The sequence below is a fragment of the Propioniciclava sp. genome (genome assembly GCF_047602245.1).
Taxonomy (GTDB): Bacteria; Actinomycetota; Actinomycetes; order Propionibacteriales; family Propionibacteriaceae; genus Propioniciclava.
This window is the reverse complement of record NZ_JASGHT010000001.1, coordinates 2,678,800-2,696,451: the sequence shown is the minus strand read 5'-3', so window position 1 is coordinate 2,696,451 and position 17,652 is coordinate 2,678,800. Positions and strand designations below refer to the sequence as shown.

Genomic DNA, 17,652 nt, shown 5'->3' with positions numbered 1-17,652 from the left:
GGATGGGGTTACTCCTTCACCAGGGGCAGTGGGGTGTCCACGATGTCATTGCGCGGCTGCACCCCGTAGCGGGGCAGGGCGAGCGCCATGATGTCGCGGTAGACCGGGCCTGCCGTCCCCAGTCCGGCGCCCATGGTATCGGGTCGGCCGACCAGGACGTAGACGAGCACCTGCGGGTCCTCCACCGGCGCCACGCCGATGATGGACGCCACCTGGCCCTGGTAGCCCGAGCCGCCGGCGATCCGCGCGGTGCCCGTCTTGGTCCCGGTGCGGTAGCCCGCGATCTTCAGCTGGTCGGCGGAATCCATCGTGCGCTGTTCCATCATCTCAATGGTCTGGCGGGCGGCCTCGTCGGAGATCACCCGATGCGACGCGGGCGCCGGCGCGGGCGTCCAGCTGCCGTTCACACCGGTCGCCTTGACCAGCGTCGGCTCGGTGTACACCCCGCCGTTGGCGACCGCGGCCACCGCCGCGGCCATCTGCACCGCGGTGGTCGACAGGCCATAGCCGTAGGCCATCGAGTCGGCTTGATAGCGGGGCATGCCGGCCGGCGGGACGCTGCCCGCCGCCTCGCCGGGCAGCCCGAGGTTGGTCTTGGTGCCCAGCCCGAAGCGGAGCATGTAGTCGCGCAGGGCCGCGGGCTCCATCGCCCGGGCCGCGGTGATCGCGCCCACGTTGGACGATTTCACCAGGATGCCGCGGGTGGTGATGTTGACCTTGCCGTGCTTCCAGGCGTCCTGAATCGTGTGATCGCCGATCTTCAGGGTGTCGTCGATCGGGTACGCCGTATCGGGCGTGGTCAGCCCCGCATCCAGCAAGGCGGACAAGGTGAGCACCTTCTGCACCGAGCCCGGCTCGTAGGCGGCGGTGATCGCCCGGTTGCCGAGGTCCTCCTCCTTGGTGCCCTTCAGGTCGTTGGAGTCGAATGACGGATAGTTGGCCATCGTCAACAGCTCGCCGGTCTCCACGTCCATCACGAGCGCGACACCCCAGGTGCCGCCGGCCTCCTGGACGCGTTCGGCCAGCCGGCGCTCGGTCATCCACTGCAGATCCGCGTCGAGCGTCAGCTGGATGTCACGGCCGTTCACCGCGGGGGTGAGGGTCTGGTTGCCGAGCGGGATCTTGCCGTTGGGCGAGGTCTCGTAGGTCTCCCGGCCCGGGACGCCGGCCAGATCGCTTTCGCGGGAGTACTCCAGGCCGAGCAGCCCCTTGCCGGCGCTCATCGCGCCGACCACATTGCTGGCCACCGTGTTCATCGGGTAGACCCGGCGCGGATTGGACTCCCGGAAGACACCGACGAACTTGCCCGCGCTCAGGTCGGCTGTCAGCTCCAGCCAGGCGGTCGAGGGCACCTGCTTGGCGAGCAGCTGATAGCGCACCGCCGTCTCGGCACCGCCGGAGTTCACCGTGGTGGCCTTGCGCAGCTTGTTCTCGATCTCACCGGCGTTGACGCCGGTGTGCTTGGCGATGATCTTCGCCATCTCGGCAGGCGCACTGGCGGCCTTCTGCCGGTCGGAGTCGCGCACCGCCTCCGGCTCCTTGCCGTTGGTGGCGATCATCGACGGATCTGCGATCACGTTGACGGTGGCCTCGGTGAACGCCAGTACCTGGCCGTCGCGCCCGGTGATCGTGCCGCGCTGGGCCGGCACGTCGCGCGCGACCGTCATGGCGGTGGCCGCCTTGGCCGCCATCTCGTCGGCACTGACCACCTGGATCTGGATCGCGCGCGCAGCCAGCACCGAGAACATCACCGCGACGGCCAGCGCGAGGACGCGCAGCCGGAAGGCCGAGGACGCCAGCGGCACCCGGTGCTTGCCGCCCCGGACGCCACCGCTCACCTCGATGCCCCCGTGGCCTTCGCCGACGCGCTCGGCTTCGCGGACGCGTTCGCCTTGGCGGGAGCACTCGCCTTCGCGGGCGCGCTCGCGGACGGTGCCGCGGAGGCGCTCACCTTGGCTCCGGTTGCTGCGGCCGCGGCGGTCGCGTCCGCGGACGCCTTCTCCGCCGCACGCTCGGCCGCCTTGGCCTCGATGTCCTGCTGGGTCATGGTCAGGCTGGGAATCTCGTTACCGCGCACCACCACAGGGTCGCCGATCACGGTGCCGGTGCGCACATCGATGAACACCGCGTGCGGGTTGGGCACCATGCCCAGCGCGGCCGCGCGGCGTCCGAGTTCGGCCGGAGCACCGGCCTTGTTCACCTGCGAGGTGAGGTCGGAGACCCGGTAACCGAGCTCGGTCGCCTCACGCTGGGCGTCGCGCACGGCGAAGCCCTGGTTCTGCAGCGCGGTGGTCAACGCCAGCAGGCCCACCATGCCCGCGATGACGAGCGAGACCAGGGTCAGCGCGAACGGCACCGGCCCGATCCGCCGGGGCGGGCTCGCGATGCTGCGCAGGTGCGGGCGCGCCTGGGCGGCCGCCTCCCCGATGCGCTTGGGCGCGTCCATGATGACTTCCCACGCCGTCATGGCGTCACCTCCCGTTCGATCACGCGCAGGCGAGCGGACGCCGCGCGGGGGTTGACTGATTCCTCGTCCGCGCCGGGGCGCTCGGCGCCGCGGGTGACGAGGTGGAACTGGGCGCGCAACGCCGGCGGCACCACGGGCATGTCCCGCGGCGCACGATCGGTGCTGGCCTCGGCGAAGCACCGCTTGACCATGCGGTCCTCCAGCGAGTGGTAGGCCAGCACGGCGAAGCGCCCGGCGGGCGCGAGCGCGTCGAGTGCGGCGGGCAGCAGGCCCTCCAGCGCCTCGAGTTCGCGGTTGACCTCGATGCGCAACGCCTGGAAGGTGCGCTTGGCGGGGTGCCCGCCGGTGGCGCGGGATGCGGCGGGAATGGCCTCGGCGATCACGGACACGAGGCGCCCGGACGTCGTGAACGGCTCGCTCGCACGTTCGGAGACGATACGCCGGGCGATCCGGTCGGCGAAACGTTCCTCGCCGAAGGCACGCAAGATTCTTGCCAGATTGCGTGCGTCGTAGGTATTGACGACGTCGGCCGCGGTCGGCCCGGAGCTTTGGGTCATCCGCATATCGAGCGGGGCGTCCACCGAATAGGCGAAACCGCGCTCGCGACGGTCGATCTGCAGGCTGGACAGGCCGAGGTCGGCCAGGATCGCCTGCACGCGCGGGGTGCCGTCCTCGGCGAGCACCTCGGGCAGTTCGTCGTAGACGGCCTCGTACAGCGCGACCCGGTCGCCGTAGTCGGCCAGGCGCTCACGGGCGATGGCCAGCGCATCGGCGTCCCGGTCGATGCCGACCAGACGGGCGCCCGGGCAGGCGTCCAGGATCGCGCGGGCGTGGCCGGACAGGCCGAGAGTGCAGTCGACGTAGGTGCCACCGGCGGCGAGCGCGGGGGCGAGCAACTCGGTGATGCGCTCGACCATGACGGGCACGTGTCCCGTCGCGGCGGGCTGCACCATGAGCCGTTCTCCTCATCTGTGTGCCTGGAGCGGGGTTTCGATCCGGGAGGTCCGCCTGGCACCGGGGAAGTGGCGTCAGGAAGGCCGACCGGATCGAAGCCTCGCCTCAGGCGACGTTTCGTCAGGCGCGGGGTTCCGCGCCGGGGAAGATCTCCTCGTCCATCTGGGCGAATGCCTCGTCCTGAGCGGACTGGTACGCCTCCCACGCTGCGAGGTCCCAGACCTCGACGCGGTTGAACGCACCGATCACGGCGATCTCCTTGTGCAGCCCGGCATAGTCCCTCAGGACCGTCGGGATGGTCACGCGCCCCTGCTTGTCGGGCACCTGGTCGGATGCGCCCGAGGCGAACATGCGCTGGAAGTCACGGATCCCCCGCAGGGTGGAGGGCCCGCTCATCGCCGCCTGCGCCTGCCGCTGGAATTCGTCGACGGAATAGATCGCCAGGCAGCGTTCCTGCCCGCGCGCGATCACCAGCCCGTCGCCGAGTTCGTCACGGAATTTCGCCGGGAGAAAGAAGCGCCCCTTCTCGTCCACCTTGGGGAAATGGGTGCCCAGAAACACTGCGACCCCTCCCTCCGGCTGTGCTTGTCCTCCACTATCCCCCACTTTACCCCACCTCACCCCACTTTGGGGTGTTCGAAGCCTGTGTAAAACTCGACCCACTCCCCTTGCTGAGGCACACCTCCGGGCGGCTACCGTGGATGCCGTGACGAATACCGCCTCCGCCGATGTGACGCCCGTGCTGCAGCTCGCCGACCGGCTGCGGTCATCGGTCGGGTCGGTGATCGAAGGCAAGCCGGACGCCGTCGACATCGCCCTGATCGCGCTGCTGGCCGGCGGGCACCTGCTGATCGAGGACGTACCCGGCGTCGGCAAGACGATGCTCGCCCGCACCCTGGCGCGCTCGATCGACGCCACCGCCCGCCGGATCCAGTTCACCGCCGACCTGCTACCCAGCGACATCACCGGCGTGTCGGTGTTCAACCCGCAAACCCGGGAGTTCGAGTTCAAGCCCGGAGCAGTCTTCGCCACGATCGTGATCGGCGACGAGATCAACCGGGCCTCACCCAAGACCCAGTCGGCGTTGCTGGAAGCCATGGAGGAAGGGCGCGTCTCCGTCGACGGCGTCAGCCACGAGCTGCCGAAGCCGTTCATGGTGTTCGCCACGCAGAACCCGATCGAGATGCAGGGCACCTACCCGCTGCCCGAGGCCCAGCGGGACCGTTTCATGGCCTCGGTGTCGATGGGCTACCCCAGCCACGACGCCGAGGTCGCGATGCTGGAGCACCACGGTGCCGCCAACCCGCTGGACGCGCTGACCCCGGTCACCGACGCCGAGGGCATCCTCGCCGCCCGGCGCCAGGTGAGCGGGGTGTTCGTGCACGACGCGCTGAAGGACTACATCGTGCGGCTCGTGGCTGCCACCCGCAGCACCGACGCGCTCCGCCTGGGCGCGTCACCGCGCGCCAGCCTGCAATTGCTCCGCGCAGCGCGGGCGCGGGCGGCCGTGCACGGCCGCGGTTACGTGATCCCCGAGGACGCCTCCGCGCTCATCGTTCCTGTTCTCGGGCACCGGGTCCTGCTCAGCCACCGGGCGCACACCGCCCGGGCGAGCGCGGACGAAGTCCTGACCCGGATTGCCGCCACCGTGCCAGCACCGCGACACACCTGAGCCATGGCCCTGCCCTCACCCACCCCGCGCGCGCTTGCCTTCGTCATCGCGGGCGTCGCGCTGATGCTGACCGGATTCCTGGTCGGCACCCAGAACACCGCCTGGCCAGCGCTTTTCCTCGCCGCGCTGCCGCTGGCCTGCCTCGCCTCGGCACTGCTGGCGCTGCCGCGGATCGGGGTGAGCCGCACGATCACGCCGGGGGTGGTCGCGGCCCGCGAGACCGCCACGGTCACGCTCACCGCGACCGCGGCGCGGCCCAGCGCGAGCGGCACCGCCACCATCGAGGACGACCCCGGCCCCGCGCTCGGCACGCCGCACCGGATGCAGGCGGACGCCTCGGGCCGGGGCCGCAGCACGGTCTCGGAGTACCTGCTCCGTCCCCGGCGGCGGGGGCGCTACACGCTGGACGGGTGCCGCGTCCGGTTCACCGATGTCTTCGGTTTCTGGGTGTGGACGGTGCGCGTCGAGCACGCCACCGTCCTCACCGTGACCCCGCCGGTCGTCGCGCTGCCGCCGCTGCGCACCCACTCCTACGGCATGACCGGCGAGACCCCGATCCCGCACACGGCGATGGCCGGCCCCGACGACGCGATGGTGCGCGAGTACCGGCCCCGCGACGACGTCCGGCGCATCCACTGGCCCTCGACCGCGCGCCTGGGCACGCTGATGGTGCGCCGGGAGGAGGCGGCCTGGGATCCGACGGCCTGGGTCTTGCTCGACACCCGCGCGGACGCCTACCCGGCGGATGCCGCGGGGCGGGCCGGCTTCGAGACGCTGGTCTCGGCGGCAGCGTCGATCGGCCTGCGCCTGCTCGAGGACGGCTGCACGGTGACCCTCGTCGGAGCAGGAGGGCTACGGCAGCAGGTCGCCGCCGACGCTCCCGATGCGCGGGAGTCGCTGATGGAGCCGTTGATCGAGGTCGGCCTCACCGACCTCACCGACCTGAGCGAGGCCACCGTCAACGTGGCACAGGCCGGAGGGGACCAGCTGCTGGTGGCGCTGCTCGGCGTGCTCGATCCGCGGTCGGCCGACCTGCTCACGGCCGCAGGCGGGCCGCGCCAGCAGCGCCTGGCCTTCGTGCTGGGCCCGGACGCCGCACAGCGGGACTCCTTCCAGGAGGCCTCCGAGATACTCACCGCCCACGGCTGGGAGGTGCGCGAGATCACATCACTGTCCGCGCTGCCGCACGCGTGGGCGCCCGAGGCCGGACAGGCCCGATGAGGACGCCGAACGCGCGGCTCACCTTCGCGGTGATGGTGGCCCAGTGCGCGCAGTTGCTGCCGTGGCGCGAGATCACCCTCGATTCCGGGACGCTGGTGGTGGCGGCGCTGGCCATCGTGCTGACCGGTCTGCTGGGCTGGGCCGGTCGCGCGTGGCGGCTTCGGCCCGACGTCCTGGTCGCCGCGCAGGCGACCGGGCTGGCCGTGCTCGCCGTGGGAGGGCTGGCGCTGCTCCACGGCGCGCCGGCCGCGATCCGCGGGCTGATGCTGCTCCCATCGGGGATCTCCTTCATCCAGCGCAGCAGCGTGCCCGTGGCACCGCATCCGGGCGTGACACTGATCCTGATCGTGGCGGTCGGCCTGCTGGCCATCGCGACCGACGTGTTCGCCGTGTCGGGCGGGCGTCCGGTGCTCGCGGTCGCCTCGCCGATCGCGCTGCACTTGGTCGCGGCCCTGCTCCCCACGGCGACGCTGTTCTCGGACTTCGTTCCGCTCGCCGCGGGAATCGGGCTCGTGCTGTGGGCGGGCCTGCGCCCGCAACCCCGGGCATCGGCGTCCGGACGCGCTCTCGTCCTGGCCAGCGCGACCACGGCGACCGTGGCGGCCCTCGGGCTCGCCTGGGCGCTCGCCCCGCTGCTGCCCGCGTTCGAGGCACCCCAGCGACCCGACGCGCTCCAGATGACCGATCCCTCCCTCGACCTCAAGCACAACATCGTCCGGGGCAGCGACGAGGTGGTGATCCGCTACACCACCGACGACGGCACCGGCACCTATCTGAAGATGGCGACGCTGCCCGTGCTCGGCGACCGCGGTTTCAGCCTGGCCGAGGTCAAGGTCGGCACGGGACGGATGCCCGGCGTCCCCGGCTCGCCCCCGGGCCGCCGGCGGACGGCCTCGGTGACCATCGGCTCCTTCGCCAGCGAGTGGTTGCCCGTGCCGCCGGTGCCGACCTCGTTCGACGCCCCCGGCGAGTGGGGGTTCGCCCTGGAGACCCTCGACGTGATGGCGCTGGCCGGCCCTGAGCGTTCCTCGGCCTCGGCAGGCCTCACCTACCAGGTGAACAGCTTGGAGGTTCGGCCGGATGCGGAGACGATCGCTCGGGCGAGCGCCGACCGCGCCCCCGAGCGTGAGCTGACCCTCGCCCTGCCGGACGGCCTGCCGGCCCGCGTGCGCAACCTCGCCCGCACGATCACCTCCGGCGCGCCGACCGCCGGCGCGAAGGCTCAGGCGATCCAGGACTTTCTGCGCTCGTCGCAGTTCACCTATTCCACAGCCCCATCGGTGGGCACCGGCGACTCGATGGCCACGATCGATGAGTTCCTGTTCTCCTCCCGCCGCGGCTACTGCGAGCAGTTCGCCGGCGCGATGGTGATCCTGGCCCGCGAGGCCGGCATCCCGGCGCGGCTGGCGGTCGGCTTCCTGCCCGGCGAACGTGACGACCAGGGGTGGGCGGTCACCACCCGCGACCTGCACACCTGGCCGGAATTGTGGCTGGACGGGCTGGGCTGGGTGGCCTTCGAGCCGACTCCCGGCCGCGGCGCGAACGGGCAAGAGGCGCTGACCCCGACCGCCGAACCGACGCCATCGCCGCCCACCACCCCGCCCGCCACCGCTGCGCCGGCGCCGACCCTCGCCCCGGCCACGCCCCCGCCGGCCGCCCCCGCGGCGCCCGCCGCACCGGGACTTCCCCGATGGCTGCCGTTCGCCGCCGCGGCGACGGTGCTGCTGGTCACCGCGGCGTTCGCTCCTCACTGGTGGCGCGCACGGCGCCGCGCGATCCGCCTGGCCGGGTCGGGCGACGCCCGCGCCGACACCCTCGCTGCCTGGGACGAGGTGCAGGACACGGTGACCCGCGCCCGGATCGCCTGGCCCGAGGGCTCCCCGCGCTTCGCCGCGGAGAAGCTGATCGTGGTCTGGAGCGGGGACGCCGAGGCCGCCCGGGCGCTGCGCACGCTCGCCGCGTCCGCCGAGCGGGCGATGTACGACCAGGCCGAACGCTACGACGGCCCGGGGTACTGGCGGGCCGAGGTCACGGCGATCACCGCCGCGGTGAAAGCGGCCAAAGGTCAGCGACGGGCCGCATCCCGGCCCGGGTTCTGACAGCCTTACCCCCGTGGCCGACATCATTCCTTCCGCAATCAACGCCGAGACCGGGGAGACACAGACCAAACTCAAACGCAGCGTGGGCCCCCTCCTGCTGTTCTTCTTCATCGTCGGCGACACCCTCGGCGCCGGGATCTACGCACTGGTGGGCACCATCGCCCACAGCGTCGGCGGCGCGATCTGGGCGCCGCTACTGCTCGCGCTCGCCCTGGCCTTGCTCACCACCGGCACCTATGCCGAACTGATCACCAAGTATCCGCACGCCGGCGGGGCCGCGCGGTTCGCCGAACGGGCCTTCAACTCGCCGTACCTCACCTTCCTGGTCGGCTTCCTGATGCTCGCCTCCGGCATCACCACCTCGGCGGCCTTGGCGAACGCCTTCGCCGGCGATTACCTGCGCGCGCTGGTCGACCTGCCTCCGATCCCGGTGATCGTGGTGTTCATCAGCCTGCTGATGGCGATCAACCTGCGCGGCGTCCGCGAATCGCTGATGACCAACGTGGTCGCCACCATGATCGAGCTGACCGGCCTGATCATCGTCATCGTGGTCGCCGCGATCGTGCTGGGCAAGGGCGGCGGTGACCTGACCCGGGTCACCGAGTTCGCCGCGGGCATCCCGCCGATGGAGGGCACCCTCGTCGCCGCCGTGACCGCCTTCTACTCCTTCCTCGGCTTCGAGACCGCCGCCAATATGGCCGAGGAGGTCAAGGAGCCGGCCCGCGCCTTCCCCCGCGCCCTGTTCGGCGCCGTGGCCACCGCCGGCGTGGTCTACCTGCTCATCGCGCTGAGCGCCGCCATCGTGGTGCCGACCGACCAGCTCGCCAACTCCCAGGGCCCGCTGCTGGAAGTGATCCACGCCTCCGGCCTGGCGTTCCCGCCGTGGCTGTTCTCGCTGATCGCCCTGGTGGCCATCGGCAACGGCGCGCTGCTGTTCATGGTGATGGCCAGCCGGGCCACCTACGGCCTGGCCGAGGCGGGCCTGCTGCCGCCCCTGTTCGGGCTGGTGCGCCCCACCCAGCGGACGCCGTGGGTCGCGATCCTGGTCGTCGGGGTGTCGATCATGGCGATGAGTTTCGTCGGCGATGTCGGCACCCTGGCCAACACCACGGTGCTGCTGCTGGTGCTGGTCTTCATCTCCGCGCACGTCTCGGCGATCGTGCTGAAGAAGGACGAGGTCGCGCACCGGTACTTCCGCACGCCCACGATCGTCAACGTGCTCGCGCTGATCGCCAGCATCGCGCTGCTGACCCAGCAGAGCATGACGACCTGGCTGATCGGCATCGGTTACCTGGTGGTCGGCTCGCTGCTGTTCTTCATCGCCCGGGCGTACGGACGCCGCGAGATCAAGCCGGTCGCTGGGGACTGACCCGAAAGCGTTCGTGCCGCTGGCCGGGTGTCATCCCGGCAGCGGCACGAAGGTCGAACGCGAAAACTCAGAAGTCGTCGGTGGGGCGGCGTTGCTCGTCGAAGCGATCGGTGAACACGCCGCGGGGATCGGGGAAGTCGTCGTCGCCGGGTTGCCCCTCGACCACCTTCCACGAGTTGAGCGCCACCACGGTCGAGGCGAGCATGATCACGAAGCCGATCACACTGACGATCACACCGATCCACTGGGCCAACTGCATGCCACCGATCAGGGCCGCGAGACCGACGAGGAATCCCACCCCCGCGATCGCGGCCCGGCGCCGATGCAGTTTACGTGGGTGCGCGCCGCGAAGCGTGTTGGCGAGCTTGGGGTCTTCAGCCGCGAGTGCGGCCTCCATCTGCTCAAGGAGCCGCTGTTCGTACTCGGACAGTGCCATCTCGCCCTCCCTTCCTCGGGTGAAGCCACGCCCGTTTCGGACGTGTAACAAGTGTAGGCGTGCGAGGTCGCAAACGGAACTGGGCGGGACCTTCGCTTTCTCCGGGCGAGACCCGCCTGTCAGCCGGGTGCATCAGCTCAGCAGATCACCCGTGCCCCGCGGCGGCGCGGGCACGGGCCCACGGCAGCAGACCGCGGCGGCGGCGTCCGCGCACCGGGCCGGCGCACACGGCGTCCGCCGCCCGGCCTGCGGGCTAGGCCCGATCGTGCGGCTGCTACATTGCCGCCAGTTCATCGCATGAAAGCTGAGACCCCCCTCATGGCTTCCCCCACAATCAGGGCCGCGTTGACGGCCTTCACCATCGCTGTCAGCAGTATCGGCATTGTCGCCACCACCGCGCCCCCGGCATTCGCCTCAGTGTGCGCCTCACTCACCAGCCCCCTCTACCGAAACGTCCATGCCGGACGGGGCGGCGATCTCCTCACCCCCTGGGAGGGTGAATCGAAAGCCGCCGCCACGCGGCACGGATTCACCCAGGATGTCGGGGTGTGGGGCTATGTGGCTCTCCACCCGGGCACCGACCGGACTCCGGTCAGCCGGCTCTACCATTCCCGGAACCAGGATTTCCTCTTCGCCGCCACCGGAAATGACCGGGACGCCGCAACGAAATCCGGGTACGTCACCCAGCACGAGGCGAGCTTCTTCACCGCGGCGACCAGCCAGGATTGCACCGTGCCCGTCCACCGCCTGGTCAAGGGCGGTGCCAGCCGTCACGTGTGGGAGGACGCCGCCTATCAGAGCCTCGTCTCCTCGGGCTGGAGCGACACGGGCGTGGCGTTCCACGTGGTTCCCGGCACCAAGGAGACCCCCGTGCGCGCCGGGGCGGGCGACAAACTCACCCCGCCGCTGACCCCGGCGCCGGGCGGGGAAGGGCCGACGCGAAAGCCGACCCCCCCGGAGCCTCCCGCGGCCCCCAACGACGGCGAGACCTTCAGTATCGCGGTCATCCCCGACACCCAGGGCGAGGTTCACTCCAACTACGACAAGCGCTTCCCCGACCGGACGCAATGGATCGTGAACAACCGGCAGACCTACGACATCCGCTGGGCCCTGCACACCGGTGATGTGACGAACTGGGGCTGGCTCGAACCGGCGCAGCTCACCCGGGCCAAGGCCGCCATGGACGTGCTGTCCAAAGCCGGTCTCCCCTACACGATCGCCGTGGGCAATCACGACACGGCCGCGGTCGGCCATGACGGCGTCCCCGGAAGCAGGGGATTCGGTGGCTCGGCCTATATGAACAACCCCGAATGCCCGATCAAGCTGGGCCGGGAATGCGACACCCGAAAACTCGTCCGCAACACCCAGGCGCTCAATGACACGTTCCCGCTCTCGACGGTGAAGTCGGTGCAAGGCGTCTACGAACAGGGAAAGATCAACAATCTCTGGACTACGTTCGAGGCCAACGGAACGAAGTGGTTGATCCTCAACCTGGAGCTGTGGCCCCGCCAGGGCGCTCTCGACTGGGCGAAGCAGGTCGTCGCCAACCATCCCCGCCACAACGTCATCCTTCAAACGCACCACTACCTCGACGCCGGTGGTCGCGTCTCGGGGTCCAATGACGGCTACGGCGCATTGCCGCCGACCGTCATCCGCGATGAAATCGTGGCCAAGTATCCCAACGTCAAACTGGTCGTTTCCGGGCATACCGGCCGTTTCACGCATCGCAGCGACATCATCAACGGAAATACGGTGGTCGCATACCTGGGCAATGATCTCGGATCCGGCGCGAACCCGGTGCGCATCCTCACGATCAACACCAAGACCGGCGCGGTCACGGGCAAGGTTCACGACCCGATGAACAATCGGACCCTGGACCCGACCAGCCACACGATCACGATCATCCGCTGAGCGAGGACGATCCTCATCGTGGATCGAGGGGAGGGGGCGCGGCCGAGGTCGCGCCCCCTCCCCTCGTCTCTACTGTCACGATGACCGCTTTCGCCGCGGGGTGCCGTTCCTCGGCACGTCAGGATCGAGACCCCGCGAGCCAGCGCCCGAGCAACAGCGCCGCCTTGACCGCCTCGGCCGCGACCAGCGCCCAGAACGCGCCGGCAAGACCCAGGCCCACGACACCGACCAGAAGCCACGACAGCGGCACCAGCACCAACGCGCTGGAGGCCACCGAGTAGACCATCGGCATCGTCACGTCGCTGGCCGAGCGCAACGCCCCGTAGAGCACGGCCGTCGCCGCCGACAGCGGCAGCAACACGACACTGATCAGCAGCGCACCGCGGGCCTGGGCGAGCACCTGCTCATTCGGCCCGAAGAGGGACAACAGGGTGTCCGCTCCCGCCCACAACGCGAGGGTGAGCACCGCCGCGGACGCCGCTGTCCAGCCCGCGGTGCGTAGGGTGAGCCGTCGCGCGGCAGCACGGCGCCCTTCGCCGACATCCCAGCCGACGATCGTCTCGTTCCCCTGCGCGAGGGCCAGAATGACGCCGGTGACCAGCGCGGTGAGGGTCAGCGCGTAGGAGCGGGCATTGATCGTGTCGGTGCCCAGCGGATTCAGCATGGTCACGGCGAAGACGATCGCCCCGTTGTAGACCGCGTTCTCGACGACGGTCGGCAGCGACAACGCAGCCATCCTGGCCGGTCCCGCCTGACCGGGGACGCCGGCGGGCAGGCGTCCGAACACCCGGACGCCGGTGGCGCGGCGCACCAGCCACCACAGCAGCAGCATGCCGGCTCCGCGTACGACCAGTGTGGGCAGCGCCGCGCCCACCACGCCGAGGTCGAGCACCAGCAGGCACACCGCCAACAACCCGACGTCGAGCACGTTCACCAGCACGCCGAGCACCAGCAGGGCCACCGTCCGGCCGTAGGCCCGCAGGACGGCCGAGGCGGTCACGACGTAGGCGTTGAAGAACAATCCGCCGGCGACCACGAGCAGATAGGTGACCGCGTCAGCGACCAGTTCCGGCGGCGTGCGCACGGCGTCCACCAGCACCGGCGCCAGCGCGGCGATGCCGGCGGCCAGCACCACGCCGAGCACCAGTGCCGCGCGCAGGGCGAGGGTGGCGGACCTGCCGGCGGCGCCGAACTCGCCCGCGCCGAGCAACTGCGCGATCACGACCAGGCCGCCCAGGCTGAACACCACCGAGATGTCGTAGACGATCCCGAGCACCTGGTTGCCGGTCGCCACCGCGGCATTGAGTTCCGGCGACGCCATGCTGAGCAGGATGACGTTGCCCAGCGTCGCGAGCAGGGTGAACACCGTGACCAGCAGCAGGGGCCAGCTCAGGCGCAGCAGCCCCTTGCGGCGGAAGGCGGGTGCGACCATCAGGACTCCGATCATGCGCGCAATAAGTGAGGTGAGGCTAGCCTCATTTGCACCGCTCGCTGTCTCGTTCCGCGATCCGTCGCTCAGATCGCGACCGACGTCACCGGCGCAAGCACCCACAGAGCCGGGTTCCGCTCATGCCGGTGCGCGCCCCACTAGGCTGACGGCCATGGAGTTGCTTCCCCTGGTGTTCGCGTCCGGCTGGGCGAGCGGCATCAACGCCTGGGGCACCGTGCTGGTGCTCGGCGTACTGGGACGGTTCTCCGGAATCGAGGGCATTCCCGCGGCCTTCCAGCGCACCGACGTGCTGATCGTCGTCGCGGTGCTCTGCGCCGCGGAGGTGATCGTCGACAAGATCCCGCTGGTCAACAGCGCCTGGGACGCGATCGCCACCTATGTCCGGCCCGTCGCCGGTGCCGCCATCGGCGTGGCCTGGGCGACCGGCATGAACCTCCCCACCCTGGTCGCGATGGGGGTGCTCGGCGGCGCGATCGCCCTGGCCAGCCACGCGATCAGGGATGGCCTGCGCCTGGCCGTCAACGCCACACCGCAACCGTTCACGAACGTGGCGGCGTCCGTCGCCGGGGACGTCGCGGTGACCGGCATCGCCACCTTGATCGCGCTCGCGCCGGTCGCGGCCGCGATCGTCGCCGCGCTGCTGCTGGCGGTCGGAGTGCGGGCGCTCAACCGGGTGGCCGCGCGCGCCCAGGAAGGCCGCGCCCAGGTCGCCGCCTGGCGCGCACGCCGCCGCGGCACGGACGCCTGATGGCGCCGGTCACCGTCCTCGGCGGCACCTTCGCCGGCGTCGCGGCCGCGACCCGGCTCGCCCGGGTAGGACATACCGTCACGCTGATCGCCGCTCCGGGCTGGGCGGACGGCCTGCGTGCCACGCTCGGCGAAACCCTCGACTTTCCCGCCCCGTGGCGTGACCTGTTCAAGAAGACCGGGCGTCCCGCCGCCGGCGCGCTCGGCCTGCACGGCCTCGAACTCGTCGCCGACCCCGACGGGCCGCCCACCGACCGGGCCGGGGTCTGGTACACCGACCTCGAAGCTCTCGGCGAGCCGGCCGCCCGCGCCTGGCGCGACCTGGTGGACGCCGCCGACGGCGTCTGGCAGGCGGTCCGGCCGCTCGGCGTCGAAGCCGAACTCACCCCGGACGCCGTCGCCCGCGCCGGGCTGCATCCCCGCCGCAGCCTCGCCGACATCGCCCGCACGCTCCCCCACCCGGCCTTGGCGGCCCGGCTCGACCGGCTCGCCGCCGCCCGCGGCGTCCCGGCGGCGGATACGCCCGCCTGGCTCACCACACGGCTGGCGGTCGAACGGACTTTCGGGCGGTGGCGGCTGGTGGACTCCACGCGTGCCCTCGTTCCGACCGCCGCCCTCGTCGATGTGCTGCGCGACCGGCTGGACGCCCGCGGCGTCCGGATCGTCGCCGGCGACCCGGCACCCGACGCGGCCGCCTCACCGGCAGGACCGCAGCCGGCGGGCAGTTCGGCGACCGAAGGCGTCCGCCCTGGCCAGGCGGTGATCGACACCCGCGACCCCGGGGTGTGCTGGCACCGACCGCGCCCGCTGCGCCGCCACGACTCCTTCGTGGACCAGCTGCTGGCCCGGCCGGCGCTGTGCACCCCCGGACGGCCCGGGCACTTTCATGCGTCGGCGTCCTCGCCTGCGGGCAACGAGCCCTGGGCGCAACTGCTGTCAGGGGCGCTGGCGGCCTACGCGGCCCACGATTTCCTGACCGGAGAAGACATCCGCCCCACCAACAAGGCGCTTCGCTGACACAAAGATCCACGGCGTTGACACGCGGGGGTAGAGTGGTGGGTCGGTCGAAACACGAGGAAGCCCCTTGAACCACTCCGAACTGCTGGCTCGCGAACTGGCCCGCGAACAGGCCCACGTCGACGCGGTCTACGCACGCCTGGACGAGGCAACCCGGTCCGCCCGCAGTGCCGCGCGCACGGGGCAGCAGATCTTCACCTCCGATCGCGAGACGTGGGTCCGCGAAGAGGACGGCACGGCCCTGTTCGAGCGCGACGCGTTCACCTTCCAGGCGGCCAAGCGACTGGCCGTCCTGGACGCCGAACACGAGGGCCTGGTCTTCGGCCGGCTCGATCTGGCCGACGCCGAGGACCGCGAGGTGCGCTATATCGGCCGCATCGGCGTCCGTGACGACGATTACGAGCCCTTGGTGATCGACTGGCGCGCCCGCGCCGCCGAGCCGTTCTACCGGGCCACGCCCAACCAGCCGATGGATGTGGTGCGCCGCCGGGTGCTGCGCTGCCGCAACGACCGGGTGGTCGGCATCGAGGACGACCTGCTGGACGCCGCCGCCCAGCGCGAGGATTTGCCGATCATCGGCGAGGGCGCGCTGATGGCGTCGCTGTCGCGGGCGCGTGGCACCCGGATGAAAGACATCGTCGCCACCATCCAGGCCGAGCAGGACGAGGCGATCCGCGCCGACTACGCCGGCGTCACCATCATCAACGGCGGCCCGGGCACCGGTAAGACCGTCGTCGCGCTGCACCGCGCCGCCTATCTGCTCTACTCCAACCGGCGCCGCTTCGAGCGCGGCGGCATCCTGGTGGTCGGGCCCGGCCCGGTGTTCATGAACTACATCGAGCGGGTGCTGCCCAGCCTGGGCGAGGACTCGGTCACCCTGCGAGCGATCGGCGCGGTCGCCTCCGACGTGCTGGACGACCTCGACTCCGACCTCGTCGACGACGCCGCCACCGCCGGCGTCAAGGGCTCGCTGCGGATGGTGCAGGTGCTGCGCGCCCTGGTGGAACTTCCGCTGGGCGACTTGGGTGCCGCGCCGCCGGAACTGCTCGTCACGGTCAAGGGCAATGTGCTCAAGCTGGACGCCGCGGCGCTCGCGCGGGTCCGCCGCGACGTCCTCTCCCATTCGCGGATGAACCAGGGCCGGGAGAAGGCCGAAAAGATGCTGGTGGCGATGCTGGCCTCCCAGGTGCCGGCCGACACCGACGTCGATCCCGAGGCCGTCCCCGACCTGATCACCGACTCGGCCGGCTACCGCTCCTTCGTGGCCGCCTGGTGGCCGCCGCTGACCGCCTTCGAGGTGCTACGCCGGCTCGCCGACCCGGCCGTCGTCGACCGGGTGGCCGCAGGCACCCTGGACGCCGAGGAGCGGCGCCTGCTCGCGGCGTCCTACGCGGCCGGCGGGGAGTGGACGGTCGCCGACATCGCCCTGCTGGACGAGCTGGTCGCCATTCTCGGGCCGGTTCCCGAGGAGCCGGACGAGGGCCCCGACCTGTTCCTGGACAGCCTCGGCGAGACGACCGAGTTCGTCACCACCGCCGACAAGCTGCGCCGCACCGTCGAGGTGGATCTGCGCGAGGACCGGCACGAGACCTATGCGCACATGCTGATCGACGAATCCCAGGACATCACCCCGATGCAGTGGCGGATGCTGCGCCGCCGCGGCTCGCAGGCGTCCTGGACCATCGTCGGCGACCTGGCCCAGAGCAGCTGGCCCGACCTGGACGAGGTGGGCCGCGCCGTCCGCGACCTGATCGGCAACGCGCCGCACCGGTCGTTCCGTCTGTCGGTGAACTACCGCTCCCCCGCCGAGGTGTTCGAGCTCGCCGCCCAGGTGGTCAAACGCCACTACCCGAAGGCCGACCTGCCGCGCGCGGTGCGCTCGACCGGGCGCGAGCCAGAACTACTCCGGACGACCGAGGCCGCCCTGGTCTCGGACCTGGTCGACATCGTGGACCGGCTCACCGACGAGGTGGGCGGCACCGTGGGCATCATCGCTCCCCCGTCACGGCAGGCCCGGTTGCAGGAGGCACTGCGCCGGCGGCTGTCGACCCGGATGAACCCGGCCAACCTGAGCCGCGTCCTCTACCCCTCGCCGCTGGAGGCCAAGGGCCTCGAATACGACGCCGTCGTCGTGGTGTCGCCCGACGAGATCGTCGCCGAGAGCCCCGGCGGCGTCCGGGTGCTGTACGTCGCCCTCACCCGTCCCACCCAGGCGCTGGTCACGGTCGACATCGGCGAGAACTCCGGCCTCTGGCGCCCGGTGGGGTGACCTGAGCATCCCGGTACGGGCTTTTTTGGGCCCGGACCGC

General features: G+C 71.1%; 14 protein-coding genes. 8 read left to right on the top strand and 6 right to left on the bottom strand.

Annotated features, from left to right (window positions below; genetic code table 11):
• Positions 1-8 precede the first annotated feature (8 nt).
• The 4 genes from QM708_RS12760 to mraZ form a co-directional block, all read right to left on the bottom strand.
• Entirely contained in the window at positions 9-1,838 is a 1,830-nt protein-coding gene (locus tag QM708_RS12760) for a peptidoglycan D,D-transpeptidase FtsI family protein (RefSeq protein ID WP_415109102.1), read from the bottom strand.
• The gene (locus QM708_RS12755; protein WP_415109099.1) at positions 1,835-2,467 is read right to left on the bottom strand and encodes a hypothetical protein; all 633 of its coding nucleotides are present in this window, start codon (positions 2,465-2,467) and stop codon (positions 1,835-1,837) included. Before QM708_RS12755 ends, QM708_RS12760 begins: the two co-directional genes overlap by 4 nt.
• Positions 2,464-3,420, bottom strand: a complete 957-nt coding sequence (gene rsmH / locus QM708_RS12750) for a 16S rRNA (cytosine(1402)-N(4))-methyltransferase RsmH (RefSeq protein ID WP_415109096.1) — start codon at positions 3,418-3,420, stop codon at positions 2,464-2,466. Before rsmH ends, QM708_RS12755 begins: the two co-directional genes overlap by 4 nt.
• A 121-nt stretch (positions 3,421-3,541) precedes the next feature.
• The gene (gene mraZ / locus QM708_RS12745; protein ID WP_415109093.1) at positions 3,542-3,982 is read right to left on the bottom strand and encodes a division/cell wall cluster transcriptional repressor MraZ; all 441 of its coding nucleotides are present in this window, start codon (positions 3,980-3,982) and stop codon (positions 3,542-3,544) included.
• Between the two features lie 136 nt (positions 3,983-4,118).
• Here mraZ and QM708_RS12740 point away from each other — a divergent pair, with 136 nt between their 5' ends.
• Genes QM708_RS12740 through QM708_RS12725 form a run of 4 tightly spaced genes read left to right on the top strand, consistent with a single transcriptional unit; the run spans position 4,119 to position 9,782 of the window.
• On the top strand, positions 4,119-5,093 hold the full coding sequence (locus QM708_RS12740) for an AAA family ATPase (protein ID WP_415109090.1): 975 nt from the start codon (positions 4,119-4,121) through the stop codon (positions 5,091-5,093).
• A 3-nt stretch (positions 5,094-5,096) separates the two neighbouring features.
• On the top strand, positions 5,097-6,314 hold the full coding sequence (locus QM708_RS12735; protein ID WP_415109087.1) for a DUF58 domain-containing protein: 1,218 nt from the start codon (positions 5,097-5,099) through the stop codon (positions 6,312-6,314).
• Positions 6,311-8,413 carry a transglutaminaseTgpA domain-containing protein gene (locus QM708_RS12730; protein ID WP_415109084.1) on the top strand — a complete coding sequence of 701 codons (2,103 nt, stop codon included), beginning with the start codon at positions 6,311-6,313 and terminating at the stop codon, positions 8,411-8,413. The genes QM708_RS12735 and QM708_RS12730 overlap by 4 nt, the downstream gene beginning before the upstream one ends.
• A 13-nt stretch (positions 8,414-8,426) precedes the next feature.
• The gene (locus tag QM708_RS12725) at positions 8,427-9,782 is read left to right on the top strand and encodes an APC family permease (protein ID WP_415109081.1); all 1,356 of its coding nucleotides are present in this window, start codon (positions 8,427-8,429) and stop codon (positions 9,780-9,782) included.
• A 67-nt stretch (positions 9,783-9,849) separates the two neighbouring features.
• Here the strand turns inward: QM708_RS12725 and QM708_RS12720 are convergent, their stop codons facing one another.
• On the bottom strand, positions 9,850-10,218 hold the full coding sequence (locus QM708_RS12720; RefSeq protein ID WP_415109078.1) for a DUF3040 domain-containing protein: 369 nt from the start codon (positions 10,216-10,218) through the stop codon (positions 9,850-9,852).
• A 297-nt stretch (positions 10,219-10,515) separates the two neighbouring features.
• Here QM708_RS12720 and QM708_RS12715 point away from each other — a divergent pair, with 297 nt between their 5' ends.
• Entirely contained in the window at positions 10,516-12,129 is a 1,614-nt protein-coding gene (locus QM708_RS12715) for a metallophosphoesterase (protein WP_415109076.1), read from the top strand.
• 118 nt (positions 12,130-12,247) lie between these two features.
• Here the strand turns inward: QM708_RS12715 and QM708_RS12710 are convergent, their stop codons facing one another.
• Entirely contained in the window at positions 12,248-13,561 is a 1,314-nt protein-coding gene (locus QM708_RS12710; protein WP_415109073.1) for an MATE family efflux transporter, read from the bottom strand.
• 169 nt (positions 13,562-13,730) lie between these two features.
• On the opposite strand from QM708_RS12710, the gene QM708_RS12705 reads away from it, so the two are divergent.
• The 3 genes from QM708_RS12705 (at position 13,731) to QM708_RS12695 (ending at position 17,612) form a co-directional block, all read left to right on the top strand.
• Entirely contained in the window at positions 13,731-14,327 is a 597-nt protein-coding gene (locus QM708_RS12705) for a DUF4126 domain-containing protein (protein WP_415109071.1), read from the top strand.
• Positions 14,327-15,343 carry a hypothetical protein gene (locus tag QM708_RS12700; RefSeq protein WP_415109068.1) on the top strand — a complete coding sequence of 339 codons (1,017 nt, stop codon included), beginning with the start codon at positions 14,327-14,329 and terminating at the stop codon, positions 15,341-15,343. Before QM708_RS12705 ends, QM708_RS12700 begins: the two co-directional genes overlap by 1 nt.
• Positions 15,344-15,410: 67 nt before the next feature.
• Positions 15,411-17,612 (top strand): HelD family protein, encoded by a 2,202-nt coding sequence (locus QM708_RS12695; protein ID WP_415109065.1) that lies wholly within the window; start codon positions 15,411-15,413, stop codon positions 17,610-17,612.
• Positions 17,613-17,652 lie beyond the last annotated feature (40 nt).

Excerpts from the sequence above, each read along its gene's own strand:
- QM708_RS12755 (WP_415109099.1), bottom strand. The coding sequence starts at position 2,467 with ATGACGGCGTGGGAAGTCATCATGGACGCGCCCAAGCGCATCGGGGAG.
- rsmH (WP_415109096.1), bottom strand. The coding sequence starts at position 3,420 with ATGGTGCAGCCCGCCGCGACGGGACACGTGCCCGTCATGGTCGAGCGC.
- QM708_RS12735 (WP_415109087.1), top strand. The coding sequence starts at position 5,097 with ATGGCCCTGCCCTCACCCACCCCGCGCGCGCTTGCCTTCGTCATCGCG.
- QM708_RS12730 (WP_415109084.1), top strand. The coding sequence starts at position 6,311 with ATGAGGACGCCGAACGCGCGGCTCACCTTCGCGGTGATGGTGGCCCAG.
- QM708_RS12720 (WP_415109078.1), bottom strand. The coding sequence starts at position 10,218 with ATGGCACTGTCCGAGTACGAACAGCGGCTCCTTGAGCAGATGGAGGCC.
- QM708_RS12715 (WP_415109076.1), top strand. The coding sequence starts at position 10,516 with ATGAAAGCTGAGACCCCCCTCATGGCTTCCCCCACAATCAGGGCCGCG.
- QM708_RS12710 (WP_415109073.1), bottom strand. The coding sequence starts at position 13,561 with ATGGTCGCACCCGCCTTCCGCCGCAAGGGGCTGCTGCGCCTGAGCTGG.
- QM708_RS12705 (WP_415109071.1), top strand. The coding sequence starts at position 13,731 with ATGGAGTTGCTTCCCCTGGTGTTCGCGTCCGGCTGGGCGAGCGGCATC.
- QM708_RS12700 (WP_415109068.1), top strand. The coding sequence starts at position 14,327 with ATGGCGCCGGTCACCGTCCTCGGCGGCACCTTCGCCGGCGTCGCGGCC.